The organism is Pseudarthrobacter chlorophenolicus, assembly GCF_000962805.1.
GTDB lineage: Bacteria > Actinomycetota > Actinomycetes > Actinomycetales > Micrococcaceae > Arthrobacter > Arthrobacter chlorophenolicus_A.
In genome coordinates this window covers 162,952-184,535 of sequence record NZ_JZTW01000004.1, presented here as the reverse complement: position 1 = coordinate 184,535, position 21,584 = coordinate 162,952, and the positions used below count along the sequence as shown (strand labels likewise).

Sequence of the window (21,584 nt, the reverse complement as noted above, 5' to 3'; positions counted from 1 at the left end):
CACCAAAAACGCCAGGAAAGGTCATAATGACGAACCCGTTCGATGACAAGTCCGCAACCTTCTCCGTACTGGTCAACGAGTACCAGCAGCACTCCCTCTGGCCAGTCTTTGCCGCCGTGCCCGAGGGGTGGGTGACCATGTTCGGCCCGGACAACCGGGAAGCGTGCCTTGACTACGTGTCGCGGACCTGGACGGACATGGCTCCGCGCAAGGTTTCCGAGCTCGCCGCTTCGCAGTGATCCGAGTCGAGAACGTCAGCAAGAGCTTCGGCAGCTTCAAAGCCCTCGACGGGTTGACCCTGAAGGCGGGCGAAGGAACCGTCCTGGGGCTCCTGGGGCCCAACGGTTCCGGGAAGACCACCACCGTCAAGGTCCTCACAACGCTGCTGGCTCCGGACAGCGGTGACGCCCGGGTGGCAGGGCACTCCGTGCTGGCAGCCCCGGACCTGGTGCGGCGCAACCTGGGCCTGTCCGGGCAATACGCGGCCGTGGACGAAAAACTCACCGCGTTCGAAAACCTGCACATGGTGGGCCGCTTGTACGGCATGAACCGGCGTACGGCCTCAGCCAGGGCATGGGAGCTCCTTGAGAATTTCAGGCTCACGGATGTGGCAGCCAAACGCTCCGGAACCTTCTCCGGTGGGATGCGGCGTCGCCTGGACCTCGCGGGTGCCATTGTGGCCCGGCCGAAGGTGGTTGTCCTTGACGAACCCACCACAGGGCTGGATCCGCGCGGCCGCCTGGACACCTGGGACGTCGTCTCCCGGCTGGTGGCCGACGGCACCACAGTGCTCCTTACTACCCAGTACCTGGAAGAAGCGGACCGGCTGGCTGACAACATCGCCGTCATCAACCACGGCAGGGTCATCGCCGAGGGGACGGCCGCGGAACTGAAGCAAAATGCCGGAACTGAACGCATCGGCGTCGTCATGCGCCATGCCGCCGACCTGCCCGCCGCAGCCGCCGTGCTCCATGCCGCTGCCGGCCCGGACGTCCGGCCCGAGCTGGATCCGCAGAACCTGGGCGTTTCCATCGCCGCCCCGCAAGGCCACCGCACCCTGGTGCGCATCCTGACCGAACTGGACGCCCGGGCCCTGCCAGTGGAAGAGGCCTCGCTCCGCAGGCCCACCCTGGACGATGTGTTCCTTAAACTGACCGGGCACGCCACCGACGCTTCCGTGACAGACACCGAAAAGGAGGGGGTGGCCGCATGACCGCCATCACCGCAGCCGCGAGGGACAGCTCCGTCATTGCCCGCCGCAACCTCCTCAATGTCCTCCGGACACCCGGCGCCCTGGTGACCGGCCTGGTGCAGCCCATCATGTTCGTGCTGCTTCTCGGCTTCGTGTTCGGCGGCACCCTCGGTGGCGACCAGTACCGAAGCTTCCTGATCGGCGGAATCCTGGCGCAGACACTCACCTTCAACGCCTCCTTCACGGCCGTGTACCTCGCCAAAGACCTTCAACTGGGGCTCATCGACAGATTCCGGTCCCTGCCGATGTCCCGTGGCGCTGTCATTCTGGGCCGCACCACCTCGGACCTCGCCACCAGCGTGTTGTCCGTAGCGGCCACCATGCTGTGCGGGCTGGCCATCGGCTGGCGGATCACCAATGGCCCCGGCCCCGCCCTTGCGGCGTTGGCCCTGCTGCTGCTGTTCGCTTTCGCGGTGTCCTGGATCGGTGCAGTGATCGCGCTGACCGCCCGCAGCGTCGAAGTAGCGCAAAGCCTGGGCCTCGTGTGGCTGTTCCCCGTCACGTTCATCTCCGGGGCATTTGTCTCGGTGGATTCCCTTCCAGGACCGCTGCGCACCATTGCGGAATGGAACCCCGTGACCGCCGTCGCCACTGCGGCACGCGAACTGTTCGGGAACACGGCCCCCGCCGGATTCGGCGTTCCGGGCGGCTGGGCGGCGGATAACGCGGTGCTCTACTCGGTGCTCTGCAGCGTCGGGATCATTGCCGTGTTCGCGCCGTTGGCCATTGCCCAGTACCGGCGCATCAGCCGGCGATGAACAACCGAAACCCTCCTGCCGGCTCGGTCTTCCTCATTGTCCACTCAGCAGATCTTGAGGCTGCCTGCGCACCGGCGGGCGGTTTGGCGGCCTGCCTCTCCCCTGCCGAAGCACGATCCGCCCGCCGCTTTGCCCGCACCGCAGACCGCCTGGACTACCTGGCCTCCCATGCCTTGTTCCGGCTGGTTGCCGCGCACCGGCTGGGACACGGTTTCGCCGAGGCGCCGCAGCTGGAAGTAAGCCGACGGTGCGCCGGCTGCGGGAGCACCGGGCACGGTAAGCCGGCCGTCGCGGGGGCCAGCCTCAGCCTGTCCCGGAGCAAGGGCGCCGTGATGGTGGCCGCAGGGCCTGAGGGCACACAGGTCGGCGCGGATATTGAGGGCATTCCCGACGCCCTGCACAGCGGATTCGACCATTATGTGGCGTCCGCGGCCGAACGTGAGGCGCTTGCCCCCGGTGACATATCCGCGCGGATCCGCCTTTGGGTGGCTAAGGAGGCCGTGCTCAAGGCGGCCGGGCTAGGCCTCAGCGTGCCTCCGGCCGGCGTCCATCTGGCTGGCAATCCGGCCGACGACAATCACCCAGCCCTCCGGGCCGAGAGCCCTGCCCACCCGCAGGTCCACGGCCTGACAGCTGATTTCGTTCCTGCCCCTCCGGGGTACACCGCAGCCGTCTCCGCGGCCGGGACAACGTCACTCACCAGGCTGACTTTGGCCGATCTGCTGGCGGCCTGACAGGCGGGATAGCTTGCGCGTCTAATCGCTATGACGCCGAGCGATCGTTTCGATGAGCCGTCCTGGCAGTCAGCAAAGCCAGGCAGGAACCAACCAGGAGCAGGGCGGCACTTGTCAGGAACGCACCTCCGTAGCCCACAGAGTCGAACAGCAGCCCGCCGAGGGTGGAGCCAATGGCGATTGACGTTTGGATCACTGCCACCATGAGGCCCCCGCCGGCTTCGGCATTGCGGGGCATTGCTTCTGCGATCCAGGCCCACCAGCCAACAGGTGCCGACGTGGCCAGCAGGCCCCACAGTCCGAGCAGCACCACGACCGCTGCGACCCAGGCCCCCGAAGGCACAAGGGCCGCCGCAACCACCGCCATCAACGCAGGAATGGCGATGAGTGTGCGGTAGAGGCCCTTGCGGAGGACGCGGCCGATCAGGAGGGTACCCGCGACGCCGGCACCACCGATGACCAGCAGGACCAGGGAAACTCCGGCCACGCCAATACCCGTCACCGTTTCAAGGAACGGGCGGACGTAGGTGAAAAGAACGAACTGGCCCATGAAGAACGACCCGCAGGCCGCCATGCCCCAGGCGACCGGGCGGCTCTTGAGTGCGGTAAAGATACCGAGCACATTTGCAGTGCCCGGACTCTGTTCGGCGGCCTTCATTGAGGGAAGGCTGATCCATTGCCAGGCCAGGACAACCACCGCGACGGGCACGAGGCAAAAGAATGCGCCGCGCCAGCCGATGACGGAACCCAGATAGCTGCCCAACGGAGCTGCCAGGACCGTGGCAAGGGCGTTGCCCCCATTGAAGACGCCCAGGGCCCGGGCCACCTGGTGGGGCGGCACCAAGCGCATGGCCGTGGCCGCCGACATCGACCAGAACCCGCCGATCACCACGCCGATGAGGGCGCGGCCAATCATGAACACGGCGTACCCCGAAGCCAGCGCAACCATCGCACCGGAGATTCCCATGACCACCGTCAGCCCCAGCAGCAGCGTCTTGCGGTCCATCCTGCCGGCCAGTGTTGATATCGACAGGCTGGTCAGGACGGCAAAGATCCCGGAGATGGCAATGCCTTGCCCGATTTGCCCCTCCGTGACACTAAGCTCGGCGGCCATGGGCGTGAGCAGGCTGACGGGCATGAATTCGGAGGCAATCAGCGCGAAGACACAGAGTGACATCGCGAAAACCCCTCCCCAGTGAGCGGGATGCGTCCGGGCGTCGATGGGGTTGGGCCGGGTTGTAGTTGGGGATGTGGCACGAGGCATAGGGTGTTTTCTCATCTTGTCGGGGTTGGCTTACCGGGCCAGGCGTTACGGCCAGCGTTGGAGCGGGACCGCGGCACTGGTGCGGTCGGGCTTGACGTTGCGGCCCTTGAGGGAGTGATTCTTATGAAACCGGCTTCCGGGAGACGTAGCCAGGGCCTTGTTGTAACGGGTTATGGCAGACCCTCCCTCAGGCCTCCTGATCACGTCCGCACATGGCCGCGGAACTAAATGCTGGTTCGAGGTGCGAGAAGAATCTGCACAGCCTCAATCCGTCTACCCAGGCCCATCGTGCCGGCGGTGCCGCCGTCAGCCATCCAGGGCTGCCAGCCCACGTCCTGGACGTGGGCGCGGTAGTAGATGCTGTAGTGGTCCGCCATTTCACCGGTCAGCCGGATTTCGAAAGCTTCCAGGCGGAGCCCCATCCCGGTGCTGCCGATGGGGTTGGCCGAGGAGGTCCACGGCTGCCAGCCCACGTTCTCCACATGCCCGCGCCACTGGATGTCACCGGCGTAGGCCGTGCTGGCGACGTTGAGGCGCAAGGCCTCAACCCGGAGGGCCTGTCCCGTGGTGCCTGCCACGGTGCCGTCCGCAACGGTGGGCGTCCAGCCGAGGTTCTGGACGTGGGCAGTGTACTGGGCGGTGAAGGGCGGCGGGATCCGGGGAACCAGTTCGATGGTGACGGCCTCCATCCGCAGGCCCTGACCGACCGTGCCGGCCGTGGCTCCGTCGACGGCGAAGGGCTGCCAGCCCACATTCTGCACGTGGGCGCGGTACCGGATGCTGTACTGCGAGGCGAGGTCGCCCGTGAGCCGCAACTGGAAAGCTTCCAACCGCAGGCCGCGGCCTGTCGTCCCGATGGCGGATGCCGCCGTCGTCCATTCCTGCCAGCCGACGTTCTGCACGTGACCGCGCCAGAGGACGTCGCCGGAGAGGCGGTCTCCCGCTGCGGACAGGCGCAGTGCTTCCAGCTGGCGTGCCTGGCCGATGGTGCCTGCGGTGGCGCCGTCGGAGACGCTGGGCTGCCAGCCGATTCCTGCGACGTGGGCCTGGTAGACGCCGGTGCAGGTCATGTCGTAGTCGTAGGTGCCGTCGGTCCATTGGGTGAGGTGGACGGTACCGCCGGAGAAACTCGGATTCACGCAGAGATCGGAGGCCTCATTGGCGAAGTCGAGGCGGCCGGCCGGTGACCAGACCGGGATGCCGGGGAGCTGCCACGATCCGGTGATGGCATCCCAGGCGCTCGCATAGGAGTAGAAACCGGCCGGGAATCCGGCGTTCGCCAGGGCGGCCAGGAGCCCGGTGATGACGTACCGGTTGTCCTGCCGTTCAGCGGCCGTGGAGCCGGGCCAGGGCTGTGCCGGGCGGGGTTCGACGTCCACCCAGATCCGCTCCGGCCGCCAGCCCACGGTGTTGAGGGAGGCAAGGGCTGCCCGGCCTTCGGCGTATCCCACGTTGCGGAGCCGGTCCGGCCGGTTGGTTCCAGGGTAGGGGCCGGCGCCGCCGTAAGTGTCGTACTGGGCGGTGGTGGGGAAGGTGGCCATGGCGTAGGCCTGGGCGCGGATGCCACGGTCCAGCACCCACTGGTACTGCTGCTGCAGGCAGGGGTTTTCGGTGAAGGCGAGCCCGCGCGTCAGCCCCACCACCAGGAACTCGGTGGTCTCGGGCGGCATCGGCAGTCCGCCGGGGCACTGCGGCCACGAGACGTCGTGCCCGTAGTCGACGGCTCGGGCGGGCGGGGCGAACAGCACGCCGAGCGCAAGCACCAGCAAGACCGCCAGGAGCCGGGGCTGCGATGCCCGGGAGCGGCGGCCGGATCGAAGAGCACCAGGGCCGGCCATGATGGCCCCTCCTGTCCGAGGGATGACCAAAATTATCCCACCGGGGCATCTTCATCGCCAGCGGTCAGCCCACTGACGGGGGAACCATGTCAGCTGACCACAATGCGCGCGAAGCGTGCGCGGGTGTCAGCGACGTTGGCGTAGGCGTACTGCTGGGACGTTGGGAAAACGAGGTGGTCCCCGGCGTGGAGATCGGTACTGCCGTCTTGCTGCTCGACACGAATGGATCCCTCGGAGACGAAGAGCATTTCAGACCAACCCACCGGATCGGGCTCTGCGTCGTAACGATCGCCCGGTTCGAGTGTCCACGCCCACAACTGTGCCTCCTTGGCCGCCGGAACCGATGCCAGAAGAACTGCGACGCTGCCTGCCTGATCTCCCCGCCACGCAACTTCGCTGATATCTGCGTGGGGTGCTGCGGGTGCAGCAACGAGGTCCACGAAGGTAACCCCCAGTGCGTCTGCGAGGTGGTCGAGACCTGTCAGGCTGATGTTTGCCTCACCTGCCTCAAGCTTCACGACAGTCCGACGACTGATGCCGGCGCGGTCGGCCAGTGCAACCTGGCTTAGTTGAGCCACCGTCCGGTAGCGCCGAACATTTTCACCGACGTGCGCCAGGACCCCAGGCATTTCCTCATGTTGCATGTGCACCATTCTGCACCATACAGTGAGCATTATGTTGCACACCCGTTCACTGCGGCGCCCGTTCTCCCCGCAAGAAGCCGCACTCGTCATGATTACCGCCGTGTGGGGCGCGACCTTCCTCATTGTGCACATCGCCGTACAGCACAGCGGACCGTGGTTCTTTGTCGGCATGAGGTTCCTGACCGCCGGCATTATCAGCGCCCTCGTGTTCTTCCGCATCCTCCGCGACATCACACCGAAGGAGATTGCGGCAGGCTCCGCCATCGGCGTGATGATCTTCCTGGGCTACGGGCTTCAGACCGTTGGCCTTCAAACGATCAACAGCAGCACATCCGCCTTCATCACTGCCCTCTACGTTCCCCTGGTTCCCCTGCTTCAATGGCTGGTTTTCAGAAAGCGGCCACGGCTTCTGACGTGGATCGGCGTGGGACTTGCCTTCATCGGCCTCGTGCTTCTCGCTGATCCCGGGAACGCCGGCTTCGCCCTCGGCCCCGGGGAGATCGCGACCGTGGTCAGCACCCTCCCCATCGCAGCGGAGATCATTCTCATCGGCTGGTTTGCCGGCAAAGTGAACCTCGGCCGGGTGACTGTGGTGCAGTTGTTTGTCGCCGGCCTGCTGGGCTTCGCAACCATGCCCATCGCCGGAGAGGGATTGCCGCCCTTCTCCTGGCCACTGATTGGCGCAGCGGTCGCGCTGGGCATGGCAAGCTGCCTCATCCAACTCACCATGAACTGGGCCCAGAAATCCGTTTCACCAACGCGGGCCACAATCATCTATGCCGGCGAGCCGGTTTGGGCTGCGATCATCGGCCGGGCAGCGGGCGACCGGCTTCCCCCGATCGCCATCGCCGGAGCCATACTCATCGTCGCCGGCGCCCTCGTCAGCGAACTGAAACCCGCCAGGCGCACCGGACCCTCAACCGAACCATCACCCACCCTGGACGAAACAGCCGCCCCACTCCCCCAACCCGGGCGAACGGACTGATTCTGCCGCTGCGCCCGCGTCGCGCTCAAGGGATCCTCCGCCGTCGTCGATCGCGTCAATGACCGGCGGGCAATCGAGGTCTACAGTTGATGCATGGCTCTCAGCCGCAACCCGCTCGACGATCTGCGCGAAACCATCGGCCATCTGACCGATCAGCTCAAGCTGCCCGGTTCGGAACGCGTCGACGACCTCATGGGCGACCTTATGGGCGCCAAAGCCGGGCCGGCCCGTCCGCTGGCCGAACTGCAGGCCGAGCTCGACGCGCTGGTGGGACTGGAGACCGTCAAGGAACAGGTGCGCGCCCTTGTGGCACTGCTCCAGGTCCAGGCCCGCCGGAAGGCGCATGGCCTTCCGGAGGTGGCCACCTCACAGCATCTGGTGTTCCTGGGAAATCCGGGCACGGGCAAAACCACAGTGGCACGGCTCCTGGCCGAGATGTACCGGGCCGTCGGGCTTCTGCAGAAAGGCCACTTGGTCGAGGTGGACCGGTCGGGCCTGATCGGGCAGTATGTCGGCCAGACCGCCATCAAGACGGACCGGGTGATCCGGCGGGCGCTCGATGGCGTCCTCTTCATCGACGAGGCGTACGCGCTGGCACCTGAGGACGGGCGGATGGATTTCGGCCCTGAAGCCATCGAAATCCTGCTCAAGCGGATGGAGGACCACCGCCACCGCCTGGTGGTGATCGTAGCCGGGTATCCCAGGCTGATGGAGTCTTTCCTGCTCTCGAACCCCGGACTGCGCTCCCGGTTCGCCCGCGAAATCACGTTCCCCGACTACTCAGTGGATGCGCTGCAGACGATCTTCCACCAGATGCTGGCCCAGCACGAGTACATCCTGGAGCCGGACGCGGAGGAGATGCTGCGGCGCATCTTTACCGGACTGCACGCGAGCGAAGACTCCGGCAACGCCCGGTTTGCCCGTACGCTGTTCGAGCAGGCGCTGAACCGCCAGGCCCTGCGCCTCTCCCTCGACGAAGGACAAAGCCTCGACGCACTGGACCGTGAGGCCGTCATGACACTCACCGCGGACGACCTCGTCCAGGCCGCACTGGCCCTGGGCGAAGAGCCAGAGGTCGAACCGGACCCCCGCGTGGAACCTGAGCGGCCACGCTGGTGGCGCTGGCTGCTGGCCTGACCGGCACCTGCAGTCACTCCGCGAAGGCTAGACAATTCGCTGCCCGCGGTTCTTCCGAAGTCTTTTGATAATGAGGACCAAGCCGAGGGGAATGATGGTCCGCGGCGAATACGTCCTGATGGCGATATTGGTATGGCGGCCACGGAGACATCCCACCTGATAGGCGGCCCCTCGGCGGTGGAGCCGACCGCTGTCCGCACTCCGCATCAGCGAAGAGATCGCATCCCCGGCAGTTGTGGTGAGGCACGACGTGCATTTAGGGTAGTAAGTACACTTAGTATCCCGTTCTCGGCGGAGGACCGCCAGGTTTTTGCCCACCAAAGGAGAAACACCGTGCCCGACGAAACAAGCACCAACATTCCCGGCGTCCCGGCAAGCGAACCTGCCAGCCTGGAAGAACCAACGACACCGCGCGAACCTCTCCCGCCCAAACCGGACCAGCGCGGGCCCGAGGCGGTTTCACCCACGGGAAGCCCCACCGGGGCGCCCGAAACGGCCCGTGCCCAGTCAGGCCAGTACCTGACCACCGCCCAAGGCCTTCGCCTCCGCGATACCGATCACTCGCTCAAGGCAGGCTCCCGCGGCCCCATCCTGCTGCAGGACCACCACCTCCGCGAAAAGATCACCCACTTCGACCACGAACGCATTCCCGAGCGTGTAGTCCACGCCCGCGGCGCCGGCGCGCACGGCGTCTTCCGTTCCTATGGCACCGCAGCGACCATTACGCGCGCGGGTTTCCTGGCCAAGGACGTGGAGACCCCGGTTTTCGTCCGCTTTTCCACAGTGCTCGGGTCCCGCGGTTCTGCCGACACCGTCCGCGATACGCGCGGATTCTCGACCAAGTTCTACACGGACGAAGGCACCTACGACCTGGTGGGCAACAACATTCCCGTCTTCTTCATCCAGGACGGGATCAAGTTCCCGGACGTTGTCCATGCAGCCAAGCCGCACCCGGACCGGGAGATCCCCCAGGCCCAAAGTGCCCATGACACTTTCTGGGACTTCGTTTCCCTGCACACCGAGGCACAGGCACACACCATGTGGAACATGTCAGACCGAGGCATCCCCCGGTCCTACCGGACGATGGAAGGGTTCGGCGTCCACACCTTCCGGTTCGTCAATGCCGAAGGCCGCACCACACTGGTGAAGTTCCACTGGAAGCCCAAGCAGGGTGTCCATTCGCTGGTATGGGAGGAAGCACAGATCATCAACGGCATGGACCCCGACTTCCACAGGCGGGACCTCGCCGACGCCATCGAGGCCGGCGCCTACCCGGAGTGGGAACTTGGCGTCCAGACCTTCCCGGACACCGAAGACCAGATGTTCGAAGGCATCGACCTGCTCGACCCCACCAAGTTCGTCCCCGAGGAGCTGGCACCGGTCCAGCCGATCGGCGTCATGACGCTCAACGCCAACCCCACCAACTACTTCGCTGAGACGGAGCAGGTGGCTTTCCACCCCGGCCATTTGGTTCCCGGCATCGACGTGACGAACGACCCCCTGCTGCAGGTCCGGCTCTTCTCGTACCTGGACACCCAGATCTCCCGGCTCGGTGGACCCAATTTCGGCCAAATCCCCATCAACCGTCCCCAGTCGCCGGTGAACGACATGCTTCGCGACGGGATGCACCAGCAGGCCGTCCACGCCGGAGTCGCCCCGTACCGGCCCAACTCGCTCGACGGCGGATGCCCGTTCCTCGCCGGAGAGGACGTCGGTGCCTTCATCGACGTGCCCGAGGAAGTTGCTGCCGCCATCAAGGAACGCCGCAACCCAGCCTCCTTTGATGACCATTACAGCCAGGCTGCCCTGTTCTTCCGCAGCCTGAGCCCGGTGGAACAGGACCATGTCATCCAGGCGTACACATTCGAACTGGGCAAGTGCTATGAGAAATCCATCCGGGAACGGCAGCTCGCTGCCCTTGCCAACATTGACGCCGGGCTTTGCGCTGCGGTGGCACAGGGCCTCGGTCTCCCTGCGCCGGAAGCGACGGAACAGGTGGCGGTACGCGAGGCCAGCCCTGCGCTCTCGCAGGTCGGCAAGACCTGGCCCGTTGCGGGCCGCGTGGTAGGGATCCTTGCCGACGCGGACAGTGACCTCGCCGCCGTGAACGCGGCACGCCAGGCCCTGGACGCCCAGGGGATCGTCCCGCTCGTCATCGGGCCGGCCGGCGGATTCCTTGGACGGGAGGACGACGGCGGGGTCCCCGTTCAGCGGACCTACCTCACCGCGCGCTCCACAGAGTTCGACGCCGTTCTTGTCGCCTCGACAGCAGCCCCGGGGCCCGACGCCGCTCCCGGCCTCGATGCGAAGGCCGGCGCACCTGGCGGCCCGGTAGATCCGCGGGCCACTCTGCTGCTGACCGAAGCGTTCCGGCACGCCAAGGCCATCGCGTCCCTCGGCGGCGGCTCGGCGGCTTTGACCGCCGCCGGCATCCCGGAGGACGCCCCGGGAATTGTCGCCGGCGGGGACGCCGAAGCCTTGGTCACCGAACTGGCCGGACTCCTGGCAGCCCACCGGGTCTGGGACCGTTTCCCGGCCACCACCGGCTAAGCAAAACGCAGCCATCAAAGGGAGCGGCCGTCAAATATAGGCGGCCGCTCCCTGCTGCGTTTCTCCCGGATGTGGCGCATAGCCAATTCAATAAACGTGGCTACCGGCAGTCTTGCAGGATGCCTGCAATTGCATCATGCTCGGCCTTGGTGACCCAGAGGTTGTATTTGGCCTTCACAGCTGTTTGTCGCGCGACGTACCCGCACCGGAAAGCCTTGTTAGGTGGCAGCCATGTTGCGGCGTCTTTGTCGCCTTTGGCGCTGTTGGTGGGGCCGTCGGCTGCCATGAGGTTCAGCGGGTCGTTGGCGAGCTCCCTGCGCTGATCTCCACTCAGCTGCTGGGCGCCCTTTTGCCAGGCGTCGCTGAGTGGAACGATGTGGTCGATCTGAACGGCCGAACTGGTTGCTTGGCCCCGGACGAAGCTGATCGAAGTGCCGGTATACCTGTCCGCCAAAGTGCCGGTCATCACAACGCAGTTGTTGGTGCCCGCTTTGAACGTTTCACCGGTAAGGTCACGGGCGAGGATGTCATTGCGGGTATCGCAGCCATTGTGGTCTGTGTCGGCCCAGGCGGGCCCAAACTCGTCACGGGCGTAGCCGGTCTTCGGGGCGCGGCCCTTGACCGGGATGCCCTCCAGTTGAACGAGAGCCTGTGCTGCTTCACGGGCAGAGTCACCGTCAGCCGGGTAGGCCGCAGTGTTGGTTGGAGCGGAGCCGATGCCGTCCAGGGCACGGGCGGCAACGTCACAGCCTGCAAGTGGACCAACCAGAAGAAGGGTGGCGGCAACAGTTATTGCCGGGGCGATGGAACGAATGATGTGAACGGCCCTTCTGCGTTGCTGGGAGATGTTCCACGCTAGCGTCGGCCGTCGCCGGTAAGCGGTAAGAATGGATGTTGTGCCCGCCACATCCGGTAATCCGGACCCTCCAACCTGCGTCCCACCGCCCATCCCCTACCGAGAAGAGCAGATCATCAGAAACATCACCGTTCTCGTCGCCGGAGCCACGGGAGACCTTGGCCAGCGCATTGTCAGCGAACTCCTCCTCGGCGGCAGCCGGATCCGGATTTTGACACGGCCTGGAAGCGGGCACGCACGCGCCATCTACGGCGCGAATGACCGGGTGGAGATCCACGAGGTCGCCTACACGGACCGGGCCGGCCTCGCCCAGGCCCTGGCCGGCGTCGAAACAGTTATCTCTGCCGTTAGCGGAGCACGTCCGGTCATCATCGACGCGCAGCGGGCGCTCCTGGCGGCCGCCGTCGAAGCAGGGGCAGCCCGCTTTATCCCTTCGGATTACTCTGCGGATTATCGCCGGATCACCCCGGGCAGCAACCGCAATTTTGAGCTGCGTCGCGAGCTGGCCGCCGAACTCGACGCTGCGCCCATCCGCGTGACTTCAGTGCTGAACGGGGCGTTCGCCGACATGCTCACCGGGCAGGCACCCATGATCCTGTTCGGGCGCCGCCGGGTCCTGTTCTGGTCCTCGCCGGATCAGATTCTCGACTTCACCACCAAGGACGACGTCGCACGCATCGTCGCCCTTGTGGCCCTTGACGAGGACGCGCCCCGCGTCGTCGAGATTGCCGGCGACCGGGTTACGGCGCGCAGTATCGCCCGCACCATGAGCGAGCTCACCGGGACACCGTACTCCCTGCAGTGGGCCGGTACCACCGGGATGCTGGCGGCCGCCAGCAGGGTCGGCCGGCGCCTGTCCAAAGATCAAGGCGAGGCCTTTCCTGCGTGGCAGGGCATGCAGTATTTCGTCAGTATGTTCAGCGGCGAGGCCGAGCTCCATCACGTCAACAACGGCCGCTACGGACCGCACGAATGGACCTCGGTCCGGAATGTTCTCGAAGAACACCTGAAATCTGACGTGATCGCCCGGACTGTCGGGGGCCGGCCGGTCGCCTGAGCGGCGCTGTTTCCAGATACAACGAGGCCCCCTCGGAACCCTGTTCGAGGGGGCGTCGTTGCGTCCGAAGTCCTACTGACCGGCGGCGAAGCTGCTAACGCACTGTCCCTGGTTCCTGTACACGGGCGATGGGCTCGTCTTCCAGCCGTCGTCCTTGCAGGCTTCCTTTCCGGTGGATACCGCTACCTGGTACACCTTCGCGGTCCCGTCCGGGGCAGTCACGGTGACTACCGCCGTCGGACTTTCCGCCGTTGGTTGCCGAACCGTCACCTTGGCGTTCGTGTCCAGCGGGTAGCCGACGACGGCGGGAGTCGCCGTCGGGGTCAGCGCCCGGTAGCTGGTGCTTCCGGGGGTAAAGCCCACCACTGATGCCTGGTTGACGAGGAGCCGGCCGAGATCGGCAAGCCCGGCGTCAGCCAATCGGGTTCCGGCAATGGCCACCTCGGCCACCTTGGTGTACGAGGCCGTGGTCACGAAGGAAACCCTTACGCCGCGCGTGGTCACCGGATCGAAGGAGACGGTGGTGGGCGATGTGACCGAGAGGCCAGTCACCGTCCCTGCCGATGAGTCTTTCCAAGCGCCGGCGGCATCCAGGTACTGGACCTTGAGGCTTGCTGCAGCCTTCTCCGCAGACGTGACGGTCACCGACGATACGGTGTAGTCGCGGGTGAACCCATAGCTCAACGAGTCACCTGCGCGGCCGCCACTGACCCAATTGGACCAGCGGGTGGAGGCGTTGGCATCGCAGGTGTTCTTCGCGATGTAAGAACCTTCGGTGTAGCTTGCCGTGACAGCCGTTGAGGGATCGTCCTTGCAGATGTTGCCTACCGGAACCCTGTCAACGACGATCACCGTGAGCGTGGCGGGGAGCCCGTTAGCGCTGCCAGGCACGGTGACGGTGCCGGCGGACTGGAGGGCCGCGTCGGTAAGCGAAGCCCAGTCCCAGGTCACGGCGAGAGGGTTCCGTGCAGGACCGTCGGCAATCTGGCCGGGAACGGTGGCCGGTGCCGCAGTTTGAACCGCAGCTCGCGTTGATCCAACTCCAACAGTCACCGAGACAGGATCGGTGGCAATGAAGTCGCCCACGGTCACTGTGAGGACAGCTTCAAAAGCCTGACCATAAGGATCCGCACCGGAGCCGTAAACCGTCACTTTGCCGGCTCTCTGCCACGAACCAGGGTCAACGGGCGTCCACGTCACGGCCAGCGGCTTGCCGGGGCCGGCCTCGTAAACGGGAGTGACGGTGGTGGGCAGAACGGGAACTGTCCCCAGGGGCGTGCTCACCTCAACCGGGGAGACACCCAGCAGCCTAAGATCGGCGATGTCAGTGAACGCCCATGCCTGGTGCGGGCTGGCCGAAGCTGTTGCAGTGCTGCCCGTGGAGGAGGCAAGCGCAACTGATGTTCCAGCCGCTGTCTGGTTGCCTGAGACCTGAAGGGCAATGGCAGCGGCGGCATTCACCAAGGTCCATTGCTTGCCGTTTTCCGTGGTCACCATCCACTGTGCAGAGGCAGTGGCTTTGGCCTGGTCCAGTGTGAGGGAGGCAAGCGAGGCCGCCCCGCTCTGGCTGCCGTTCAGCACGCCGCCGGTGCCGGTAAGAACGCGCCCATCCGCGCCGGTGACAACCCAGCGGCGGTCGCTGGCGGACTCAGCGCCGGAGTTCACTGCGTTGAAGGTCCAGATCTGCGGAGCAACACCAGCGGCATCCGTGCCCGCATCCTGAATTGATGCTCCGGTGCCGGCGCCCGCAGTCAGGTACTTGCCGCTCGCTTCACCGCTGAGGTGGTAGCTGTGGCCGTCCTTCACGGGTGCGGCGTCCTCAGAAACTCCACTGACGCCGTCGACGACGAACGTCACCACAGACGCGGCAGGAACCTCAAGCGTCGCAGACTTCGTCCCGGCATCCACGGCCACAGGAGTGCCTTTAACCAAGGCGTTCCTCTCGATGTCGTCAAGGGGCGACTTGGTGGTGACCACAGGCGTGATCTTGGCGCCGGGCGCAATGCTGCCGAAGCGGCTGAGGTCTATGGTGACCTTTTCCGGCGTCGGGGTGTCGTTGAAGTGGACCAGTGAGGCGCCGCTGCCGTCGGCGCGGAGGGCGCTGGCAGTCTTGGGGTCGCTGTTCTGGATGAGGAAGTCGCCCGGGCGGATGTAGTGCGTGAAGTTCCGGGTGGTGTTGTACTTCTGGTTGGTGAGGACCTTGCACTTGGCGGAGTCCGGGGTGTCGCCGTCGTTGATGCGGCGGTTCGAGTAGCCCTCGCGGCCGGCGTAGTTACAGTCGAAGTCGACGTAGATGGAGCCCCAGCCCTTGTCTGCTTTCTCTTGTTTGTACGTGTCTTCCACTGGCTGCCAGAACACCCAGGCGTTGGGATCGAGTTCGCGCAGGTCGTTGACCATTCGGCTCGCGATGCCCAGGCCGTTGGTGATGTTGGAGCGGTCCCAGCCGCTGGTGGAGTCGCCCAAGGCGGGGTTGCCGGTCCAGAAACCGCCCACCTCGCTCATCCAAAGCGGCTTGTCCGTGGCGCCTGCCAGGTCCCGGACGCGGCGCCGGTCGTTGGTGCCATACGTGTGGACGTTGAGCTGGGCCACGGCGTCTTTGGCTTCCTGGCTGTAGCTGTTCCAGTTGGTCATGAACTTGGTGGGGTCGGTCTCGTCCATCGCAGAGATGACGGCATCAGTGCTCCCCTTCGCCAGTTCGGCAGCGAGCAGTTTCGTCACGCGGTCCTGGGCCGCAGGGTAGATCAGCGCACCTTCCTGCTTCTGCGTGTAGGTGGTGGGCGGCTTCCCGGTGGCGGCGTCGATGTCCGTGCCCCAGTAGCCGGAGTTGGGCTCGTTGAAAGGATCGATGGTGTCCACCTTGATCCCGCTGCCTGCTTCAAGAAGTTCGACGGCGTGCCGCATGTACGCGGCGAACTTTCCTTCCGCTTCGGGCAGCAGGTTTTCGCCCTTGTTGGTGTTGACCTGTCCGGAGACGTAGCCGCTCTTGGTCATGAACCAGGGCGGCGAGTTGCTGAAGGCTTCCCAATGCGTGATCTGCTGGTCCTGGGCCAAACGCTCCACCCACCAGCGCTGGTTCGGGTCGGCGTCGGGGTTGTAGGACGCCGGATCGTCCGGGTTCCAGGCCTTGAGGAAGGCGAGTTTGTTGGCCTGGGACTTGTCGACACTTCCATCAGGGTTGTACAGGTTCGACGCCGGCTGGCCGGGTGTCGCTTCAGTGGCCGGTTTCCACCAGCCTTCCACTGCGCTGCCATCGTTGAGGTAGTCCTTGACATCGGAGGCATTGCCGCCGCCCACGTTGTAGCGGGCGATGTTGAGGTTCAGGCCGTCCTCGCCGAAGACCTTCTGGTACAGCTCCTCGCGCAGCTCCGGCGTGTATCCCGCGGTCGCATTCGCGAACCAAACCAGGCTGGTGCCCCAGCCCTCAAATGCTTCGCCGCGGCTGGCCGGGTTCGGCGTGATGGTGACGGCAGTCGAGTCTGCTGTTGCCTGTGCTTCCGGGGCCATTGGCAGGAGTGCCAAGCCGGCTGCCGCGGTCACGGCTGCTGCCAGGGCGGCGGCTGGCCTTCGGAATCTGTGTGCTGATAACGCCATGGAGGGACCTCATCGTCGGGGTGTCGGGTGCTGTGCCGAGCGCTTCAGGAAGGCCGGGCACCCCGAGACTATGAGCCCAAAGCATGGGTCACAACGCATTCGAACATGCTCGAACAAGGTTGGTCCGAACCGTTCTGTCTGTCATTGGATGCGGGAACCCCTCAACCACCACTGGATCCCCGGGTTGCGCAAGGGATTCGTGGCAGACTTGGCTGTCCCGGGCTGCCTCAGTGCTGCACGGCGTCCTCAGCCCCTACAATCGGCGCATGGGACTCCTTACGTTCAGCATCAATGTGACCTTGGACGGTTGTGTCGACCACCGCGAGGGCATCGCCGATGACGAGACGCACGCCCACTTCACGCGACTCCTGGACCAGGGCGGGGCGATGCTCTGGGGCCGCACCACCTACGAGATGATGGAGAGCTACTGGCCTTTGGTGGCCCGCGGCGAGACCGACGCGCCACCGGCCCTGAAGGAATGGGCGGACACGCTGGAGACGAAGCCAAAATACGTGGTGTCTTCCACGAGGAGCGACTATCCGTGGACCAACAGCCACCACTTGCCCGGCGAACTGCGAACGGCGGTGCAGCAACTCAAGGACCAGACCCCTGACGGGGTGCTGCTGGGCAGCGGCAAACTCGCAACAGAGTTGGACCGGTTGGACCTGATCGACGAGTACAAGTTCCTTGTCCACCCCATGATCACCGGACATGGTCCAACCCTGTACCAGGATGGACTGCCCAGCACGCGGCGCCTCGAGTTGCTCTCTGCCGAACCGCTCAGCAACGGTGCTGTGGCCATGCACTACAGACGGGTCGGCTGAGGGCACGACGACGGCCTGCCACCTTCGGGGCAGATCTGGTTGGGGTCCATGCTTCCGGTGCTGCAGACTGTCACCATGACTTTTGCGAACGTGGGAAGCCTCGGAACCAAACCCGGCCAGCGTGACGCCGTGGTCGCCATCCTGCTCCGGCCCATGGCCGGACTGAAGGAGGCCGGCTGCCTGCTGTACGAGGTGGGCATCAACGACGAGGCCCCCGACACCGTATTCGTCAGTGAGCTGTGGGTATCGCCGGAGGCACACCGGAACTCCCTGCAGCTCGACAGCGTGCAGGCCGCCATCGCCGAGGCAATGCCCCTGCTGTCCGGAGTCAGGGGCGGCAACCAATTCACAGTGCTCGGCTCACCCCTAACCTGACCCACGCTCCACCCTTTGAAGCCACAGCAGCGGGGCCACGTAGAGCCGCGAGCGGCGCGCTTGGCGGAATCCGGGGTTTTCACGGGACGCTGCAATCGAAATGATCTCCCGTGCTGGTCCTCATTGTCACGGGTTCCATGCCGGAGGAGACTGGAAGGGACGGTTTCCATCCCGGACCGCCCGCGAGGCCACGGGCTGCGGGGCCACACGGAATTTTGCAGCGGCTTGGCGGACGAATGAGCTCCATGACATTCTTCGAAAAGGCCGGTCAGTGGCCGCGTCTTATCTTGCCCTTGGTGGCTGTCACGCTTATTGGTTGTCTTGGCGGTTGTGAGTATAAGTCCGACGACGTTTCCCTCCCGTCCGCCAGTACCTCTTCATCGTCGGTTCATACACCCTCCCCGCCGCCTGAAGGTGTCACTCGCCCGGTCCCGCCGCTGCCGAAGAGTGGCGACATTGACGCTGGCACATACGTCGTCCCCGTCGCCGGCTACGGTGAGCCTTTTGAGATCACCGTTCCAGACGGCTGGTTGGCTCTCGACGGCGACAGCCTGGGCAAGGACGACCCGGATCATCCGGCTGAATGGGCCGTCTACCTAACGCTTTGGCCCGCGAACTATGTGTCGATGGACGCATGCAAGTGGATGGGAGCCCTTGCCGATGTCGGTCCGTCCGCCGACGCCTTCGTTAGCGCCATGGCAGCCCAGACGTCAACGGCAAGCACGCCGCCCGTGAAGGTCAGGGTGGGCAATTACTTCGGCTTAGAGTTCGACCACTTCATCGAGGGCGACGTGGACATCAGCGGCTGCGACGCAGGCAAGTTGTGCATCCAGAGAATAGGTACACCTGCTCACGGTGGTACTCGACTCGAGGCGAACGCGAAACCTACCGCGTGGTCGAGCTCAACGGCCAGCGGGCTGTAGTCGCGGTAGCCCATATCGACGAATCGATCAACCCGGAGTTGATTAGGGAGGCACGCGCCGTTTTCGACTCAATCGTGTTCAACTCTGGCAAGACCCGCTGATGCGATGGGCGAACCGGCCCTTGCGCGACAGTTCTTTCTGACAAACCCGCCGACACGTCTCGACCGAGGCGACTCCAAGTCCTGGAGTTTCGCGACAGACGCGAGCGACTGATTTGGAATGCGGTTGGTGGCGTAGGGGCGGAATCCAATTCCCGCCAAAGGAACGCTTTCAACCTTGTCAAGTGGAGGAATGCCCAGACGGCCACGCAAGAGGGCTGCCGGCTTCCGCACCACACGGACCGGGCGTACCATCGAAATGCTGGGCGGATGGCGCCGTCGGAAGTTTGGCCGGACATGGTGCCGCAGGCGGCCATGGATCTGCCACCTTATCCCCAACAGATGCGGCAATGACTTCAATGAATCACCCGTGGAGGCAGGCGGCACTCGTTCTCGTCCTCGCTGCCTCGGGTTGCACCTCTCACAACGATGAGCATGTACCGTCATCAGGCCCTCCGAGTACCTTCGCTTCCTTGGAAAATCAGGTCCAGCTATTCCTGGAGGAGGGCGCGGTGGCTGCAGTCGTGCAGATCCGCTGGCCCGAGGGCGAATGGTCCAGGGCTTACGGCGTCCGGGATCTTGAAACAAGAACTCCGGCCCAGCCCACGGACCGTGTGCAGGTTGCCAGCGTCACCAAGACCATGACCGCCGTAGCGGTACTGAAACTCGTGGACGACCACCTGATCGCCCTCGACGATGCCGTTAATGACGTCATCCCCGGATTCGCGTCCGCTCTGAAACCCCCGGAACCGATCACGGTGAGGCAATTGCTAAGCCACACGTCCGGGATCCCCGAGGTCAATGACGCCCTGCCGAGGGATATTGACTTCCGCCCTGTCCTCAGCCAGTCGCTCACTATGGAAAGGGGCCTGCAACTGGCGGGAACCGTCGGTTGGGCGTCTGCCGACGTCGGTTCCTTCAAATACTCCAATACGAACTACCTTGCACTCGGCCTTCTTATTCAGACGTTGCGGCACAAGCCATACGCCGAAGTAATGCAGGAGGAGGTGTTCAGCCCTCTCGGTTTGAAGAACACCAGCCTAAGCCACGTTGGTCGTGACGAAACCGGCCTCTTGCACGGCTACGTGACTCTGCGCGGTGAACGCATTGACACCACAGACAACACCTCTACAGTCGGTAACCCGGCAGGCGGGGCCGTCTCGACGATGGAGGACTTGAACCTCCTCATGGCCGGAATCTTCCAAGGCCGGGCGGTTTCAGCGTCATCCCTGCGTGAAATGAAGACCAGTCCAGGCTTCGCCCCGTACGGGCTGGGTGTCTGGGAGCGCGCGGACGGATGCTCGAAAGACTCTCGCCATGAGGGCTTGGGTTCGTTCTGGGACTATCAGACAGGGGTGGTCAGCAGCGCAGACGGGCGGTACCAGGCCGCGATGACGGTTACTACACCACCGATGCCCACGGAGTTGGAGGACTCTTCTGCCGAGGACAAGCGCCGCAACCTGAACAGCCGCATCGAGTCCACTCTCAACGAGGCCATGGACCAGCTCTGCATGCAGGGAACCGTGAAGTAGCTAGCCGGGTCATCGGCGTCGGCCAGTTCGTGGTTCATGCGATAGCGTCCAATCCTGCCCGTAGAGCTGGCCGGATGTGAAGCGCGGGTCTTTGGACCCCGCCGACCCGCCACATCGGACCTGGAACCGCAACTGCAGTCAGTCGAGCAGCGCCACGCCGAACTCAGCGACGACTGCCCGCAGTTCCCTGAGGTAGCGCTGCGCTTGGTCGGTGAGCGGAATCGCCGCGTGGCCGATCCAGCCGATCTCGATGCGTTCGTCAACATCGAGCGGGATGGCGACGATCTCCGGGTCGAGCTGCCCGCTGATGATGCCCGTCGAGATCGTGTAGCCGTGGAGCCCGATCATGAGGTTGAAGATGGTCGCACGGTCAGAGACCCGGATCTCCTGCTTACTGGACAGGGTGGAGAGAATCTCCTCGGCGAAGTAAAACGAGTTGTTCGCACCTTGATCGAAGGTCAGCCGCGGCAAGCCGGCGAGATCGGCGAGAGTCGCACGCTCTTTTGAGGCGAGCGGGTTTTTCCGTGAAATGAAAATGTGCGGATCGGCGAGGAAAAGCGGAGTGAACCCGAGCCCGGATTCCCGGAGCAGCTTGTCGATGATCTTCCGGTTGAAATCGTTCCGGTAGAGGATGCCTATCTCGCTGCGGAGTGTCCGGACATCCTCGATGATGTCCCAGGTGCGGGACTCGCGGAGCGAGAACTCGTATTCGGCCACCTCAGTGGCCTTGACCATCCGGACGAAGGCGTCCACCGCGAACGAGTAGTGCTGCGTTGAGACCCCGAGCAGGCGTCTCGTCGGTGGCCTGCCAAGGTAGCGCTGCTCGAGGAGGGCGAACTGCTCTACCACCTGCCTCGCATAGCCGAGGAACTCTACCCCGTCGGCGGTGAGGGTGACCCCGCGGGCGGAGCGAAGCAGGAGCGCACGGCCCACCCTGGCCTCAAGGTCCTTCATCGCTGCGGACATTGTTGGCTGCGCCACGTAGAGAAGGTCGGCAGCCGCGGAGATCGATCCCTCGGCTGCAACTTCTATGAAGTAGCGGAGCTGCTGCAGAGTCAGTCCACTCGAAATCTGGGCCATAGGAAAAGTCTATATGAATGCATAGCAGCGCCTAGTTACCCGATACCCACCGAAAGGTTGCACCATTGATTCAACCCCTTCTGGAA

The 21,584-nt window shown here is 64.7% G+C and carries 18 protein-coding genes; 12 read left to right on the top strand and 6 right to left on the bottom strand.

Translation table 11 applies throughout. The features are described from left to right. Nucleotides 1-26 precede the first annotated feature (26 nt). The 4 genes from UC32_RS06595 to UC32_RS20035 are packed head-to-tail and all read left to right on the top strand — an operon-like array spanning nucleotide 27 to nucleotide 2,744. The gene (locus UC32_RS06595) at nucleotides 27-239 is read left to right on the top strand and encodes an MbtH family protein (RefSeq protein ID WP_045730439.1); all 213 of its coding nucleotides are present in this window, start codon (nucleotides 27-29) and stop codon (nucleotides 237-239) included. Next, nucleotides 236-1,213 carry a daunorubicin resistance protein DrrA family ABC transporter ATP-binding protein gene (locus tag UC32_RS06590; RefSeq protein ID WP_045730438.1) on the top strand — a complete coding sequence of 326 codons (978 nt, stop codon included), beginning with the start codon at nucleotides 236-238 and terminating at the stop codon, nucleotides 1,211-1,213. Before UC32_RS06595 ends, UC32_RS06590 begins: the two co-directional genes overlap by 4 nt. Beyond that, on the top strand, nucleotides 1,210-2,010 hold the full coding sequence (locus tag UC32_RS06585; protein WP_045730437.1) for an ABC transporter permease: 801 nt from the start codon (nucleotides 1,210-1,212) through the stop codon (nucleotides 2,008-2,010). Before UC32_RS06590 ends, UC32_RS06585 begins: the two co-directional genes overlap by 4 nt. Further along, nucleotides 2,007-2,744 (top strand): 4'-phosphopantetheinyl transferase family protein, encoded by a 738-nt coding sequence (locus tag UC32_RS20035; protein ID WP_052690537.1) that lies wholly within the window; start codon nucleotides 2,007-2,009, stop codon nucleotides 2,742-2,744. The genes UC32_RS06585 and UC32_RS20035 overlap by 4 nt, the downstream gene beginning before the upstream one ends. A gap of 28 nt (nucleotides 2,745-2,772) precedes the next feature. Here UC32_RS20035 and UC32_RS06575 read toward each other — a convergent pair whose 3' ends face one another. The 3 genes from UC32_RS06575 to UC32_RS06565 all read right to left on the bottom strand — a co-directional run bounded on the left by UC32_RS06575 (nucleotide 2,773) and on the right by UC32_RS06565 (nucleotide 6,490). After that, nucleotides 2,773-3,921, bottom strand: coding sequence for an MFS transporter (locus UC32_RS06575; RefSeq protein ID WP_152642574.1), 1,149 nt, complete (start codon nucleotides 3,919-3,921; stop codon nucleotides 2,773-2,775). A 311-nt stretch (nucleotides 3,922-4,232) separates the two neighbouring features. Then, nucleotides 4,233-5,846 carry a hypothetical protein gene (locus UC32_RS06570; RefSeq protein ID WP_045730435.1) on the bottom strand — a complete coding sequence of 538 codons (1,614 nt, stop codon included), beginning with the start codon at nucleotides 5,844-5,846 and terminating at the stop codon, nucleotides 4,233-4,235. Between the two features lie 89 nt (nucleotides 5,847-5,935). Continuing rightward, on the bottom strand, nucleotides 5,936-6,490 hold the full coding sequence (locus tag UC32_RS06565) for a helix-turn-helix domain-containing protein (protein WP_235423607.1): 555 nt from the start codon (nucleotides 6,488-6,490) through the stop codon (nucleotides 5,936-5,938). Between the two features lie 31 nt (nucleotides 6,491-6,521). Here UC32_RS06565 and UC32_RS06560 point away from each other — a divergent pair, with 31 nt between their 5' ends. The 3 genes from UC32_RS06560 to UC32_RS06550 all read left to right on the top strand — a co-directional run bounded on the left by UC32_RS06560 (nucleotide 6,522) and on the right by UC32_RS06550 (nucleotide 11,162). After that, a complete protein-coding gene (locus tag UC32_RS06560) occupies nucleotides 6,522-7,475 on the top strand; it encodes a DMT family transporter (protein ID WP_045730434.1) in 954 nt (317 codons plus the stop codon). Between the two features lie 93 nt (nucleotides 7,476-7,568). Next, a complete protein-coding gene (locus UC32_RS06555) occupies nucleotides 7,569-8,612 on the top strand; it encodes an AAA family ATPase (RefSeq protein WP_045730433.1) in 1,044 nt (347 codons plus the stop codon). A 333-nt stretch (nucleotides 8,613-8,945) separates the two neighbouring features. After that, nucleotides 8,946-11,162 (top strand): catalase, encoded by a 2,217-nt coding sequence (locus UC32_RS06550; protein ID WP_045730432.1) that lies wholly within the window; start codon nucleotides 8,946-8,948, stop codon nucleotides 11,160-11,162. 100 nt (nucleotides 11,163-11,262) lie between these two features. On the opposite strand, the gene UC32_RS06545 is transcribed toward UC32_RS06550, so the two are convergent. After that, a complete protein-coding gene (locus UC32_RS06545) occupies nucleotides 11,263-12,069 on the bottom strand; it encodes an HNH endonuclease family protein (protein ID WP_412178015.1) in 807 nt (268 codons plus the stop codon). Here UC32_RS06545 and UC32_RS06540 point away from each other — a divergent pair. After that, complete coding sequence (locus UC32_RS06540; RefSeq protein ID WP_082071964.1) at nucleotides 12,050-13,075, top strand: NmrA family NAD(P)-binding protein; 1,026 nt, start codon at nucleotides 12,050-12,052, stop codon at nucleotides 13,073-13,075. The genes UC32_RS06545 and UC32_RS06540 overlap by 20 nt on opposite strands. Before the next feature lie 72 nt (nucleotides 13,076-13,147). Here UC32_RS06540 and UC32_RS20030 read toward each other — a convergent pair whose 3' ends face one another. Continuing rightward, nucleotides 13,148-16,579 carry a discoidin domain-containing protein gene (locus tag UC32_RS20030; protein WP_161797259.1) on the bottom strand — a complete coding sequence of 1,144 codons (3,432 nt, stop codon included), beginning with the start codon at nucleotides 16,577-16,579 and terminating at the stop codon, nucleotides 13,148-13,150. Nucleotides 16,580-16,932: 353 nt separating this feature from the next. On the opposite strand from UC32_RS20030, the gene UC32_RS06530 reads away from it, so the two are divergent. From UC32_RS06530 to UC32_RS06515, 4 genes are all read left to right on the top strand, one after another. Next, nucleotides 16,933-17,490: a dihydrofolate reductase family protein gene (locus tag UC32_RS06530; protein WP_045730493.1), complete on the top strand. Its 558-nt coding sequence runs from the start codon at nucleotides 16,933-16,935 to the stop codon at nucleotides 17,488-17,490. Nucleotides 17,491-17,565: 75 nt separating this feature from the next. Next, nucleotides 17,566-17,865 carry a putative quinol monooxygenase gene (locus UC32_RS06525; RefSeq protein ID WP_045730492.1) on the top strand — a complete coding sequence of 100 codons (300 nt, stop codon included), beginning with the start codon at nucleotides 17,566-17,568 and terminating at the stop codon, nucleotides 17,863-17,865. A 245-nt stretch (nucleotides 17,866-18,110) separates the two neighbouring features. Continuing rightward, on the top strand, nucleotides 18,111-18,788 hold the full coding sequence (locus UC32_RS06520; RefSeq protein ID WP_235423606.1) for a hypothetical protein: 678 nt from the start codon (nucleotides 18,111-18,113) through the stop codon (nucleotides 18,786-18,788). A gap of 610 nt (nucleotides 18,789-19,398) precedes the next feature. Beyond that, nucleotides 19,399-20,418, top strand: a complete 1,020-nt coding sequence (locus UC32_RS06515; RefSeq protein WP_235423605.1) for a serine hydrolase domain-containing protein — start codon at nucleotides 19,399-19,401, stop codon at nucleotides 20,416-20,418. Nucleotides 20,419-20,556: 138 nt separating this feature from the next. Here UC32_RS06515 and UC32_RS06510 read toward each other — a convergent pair whose 3' ends face one another. Continuing rightward, nucleotides 20,557-21,498, bottom strand: a complete 942-nt coding sequence (locus tag UC32_RS06510) for a LysR family transcriptional regulator (RefSeq protein WP_045730430.1) — start codon at nucleotides 21,496-21,498, stop codon at nucleotides 20,557-20,559. Nucleotides 21,499-21,584 lie beyond the last annotated feature (86 nt).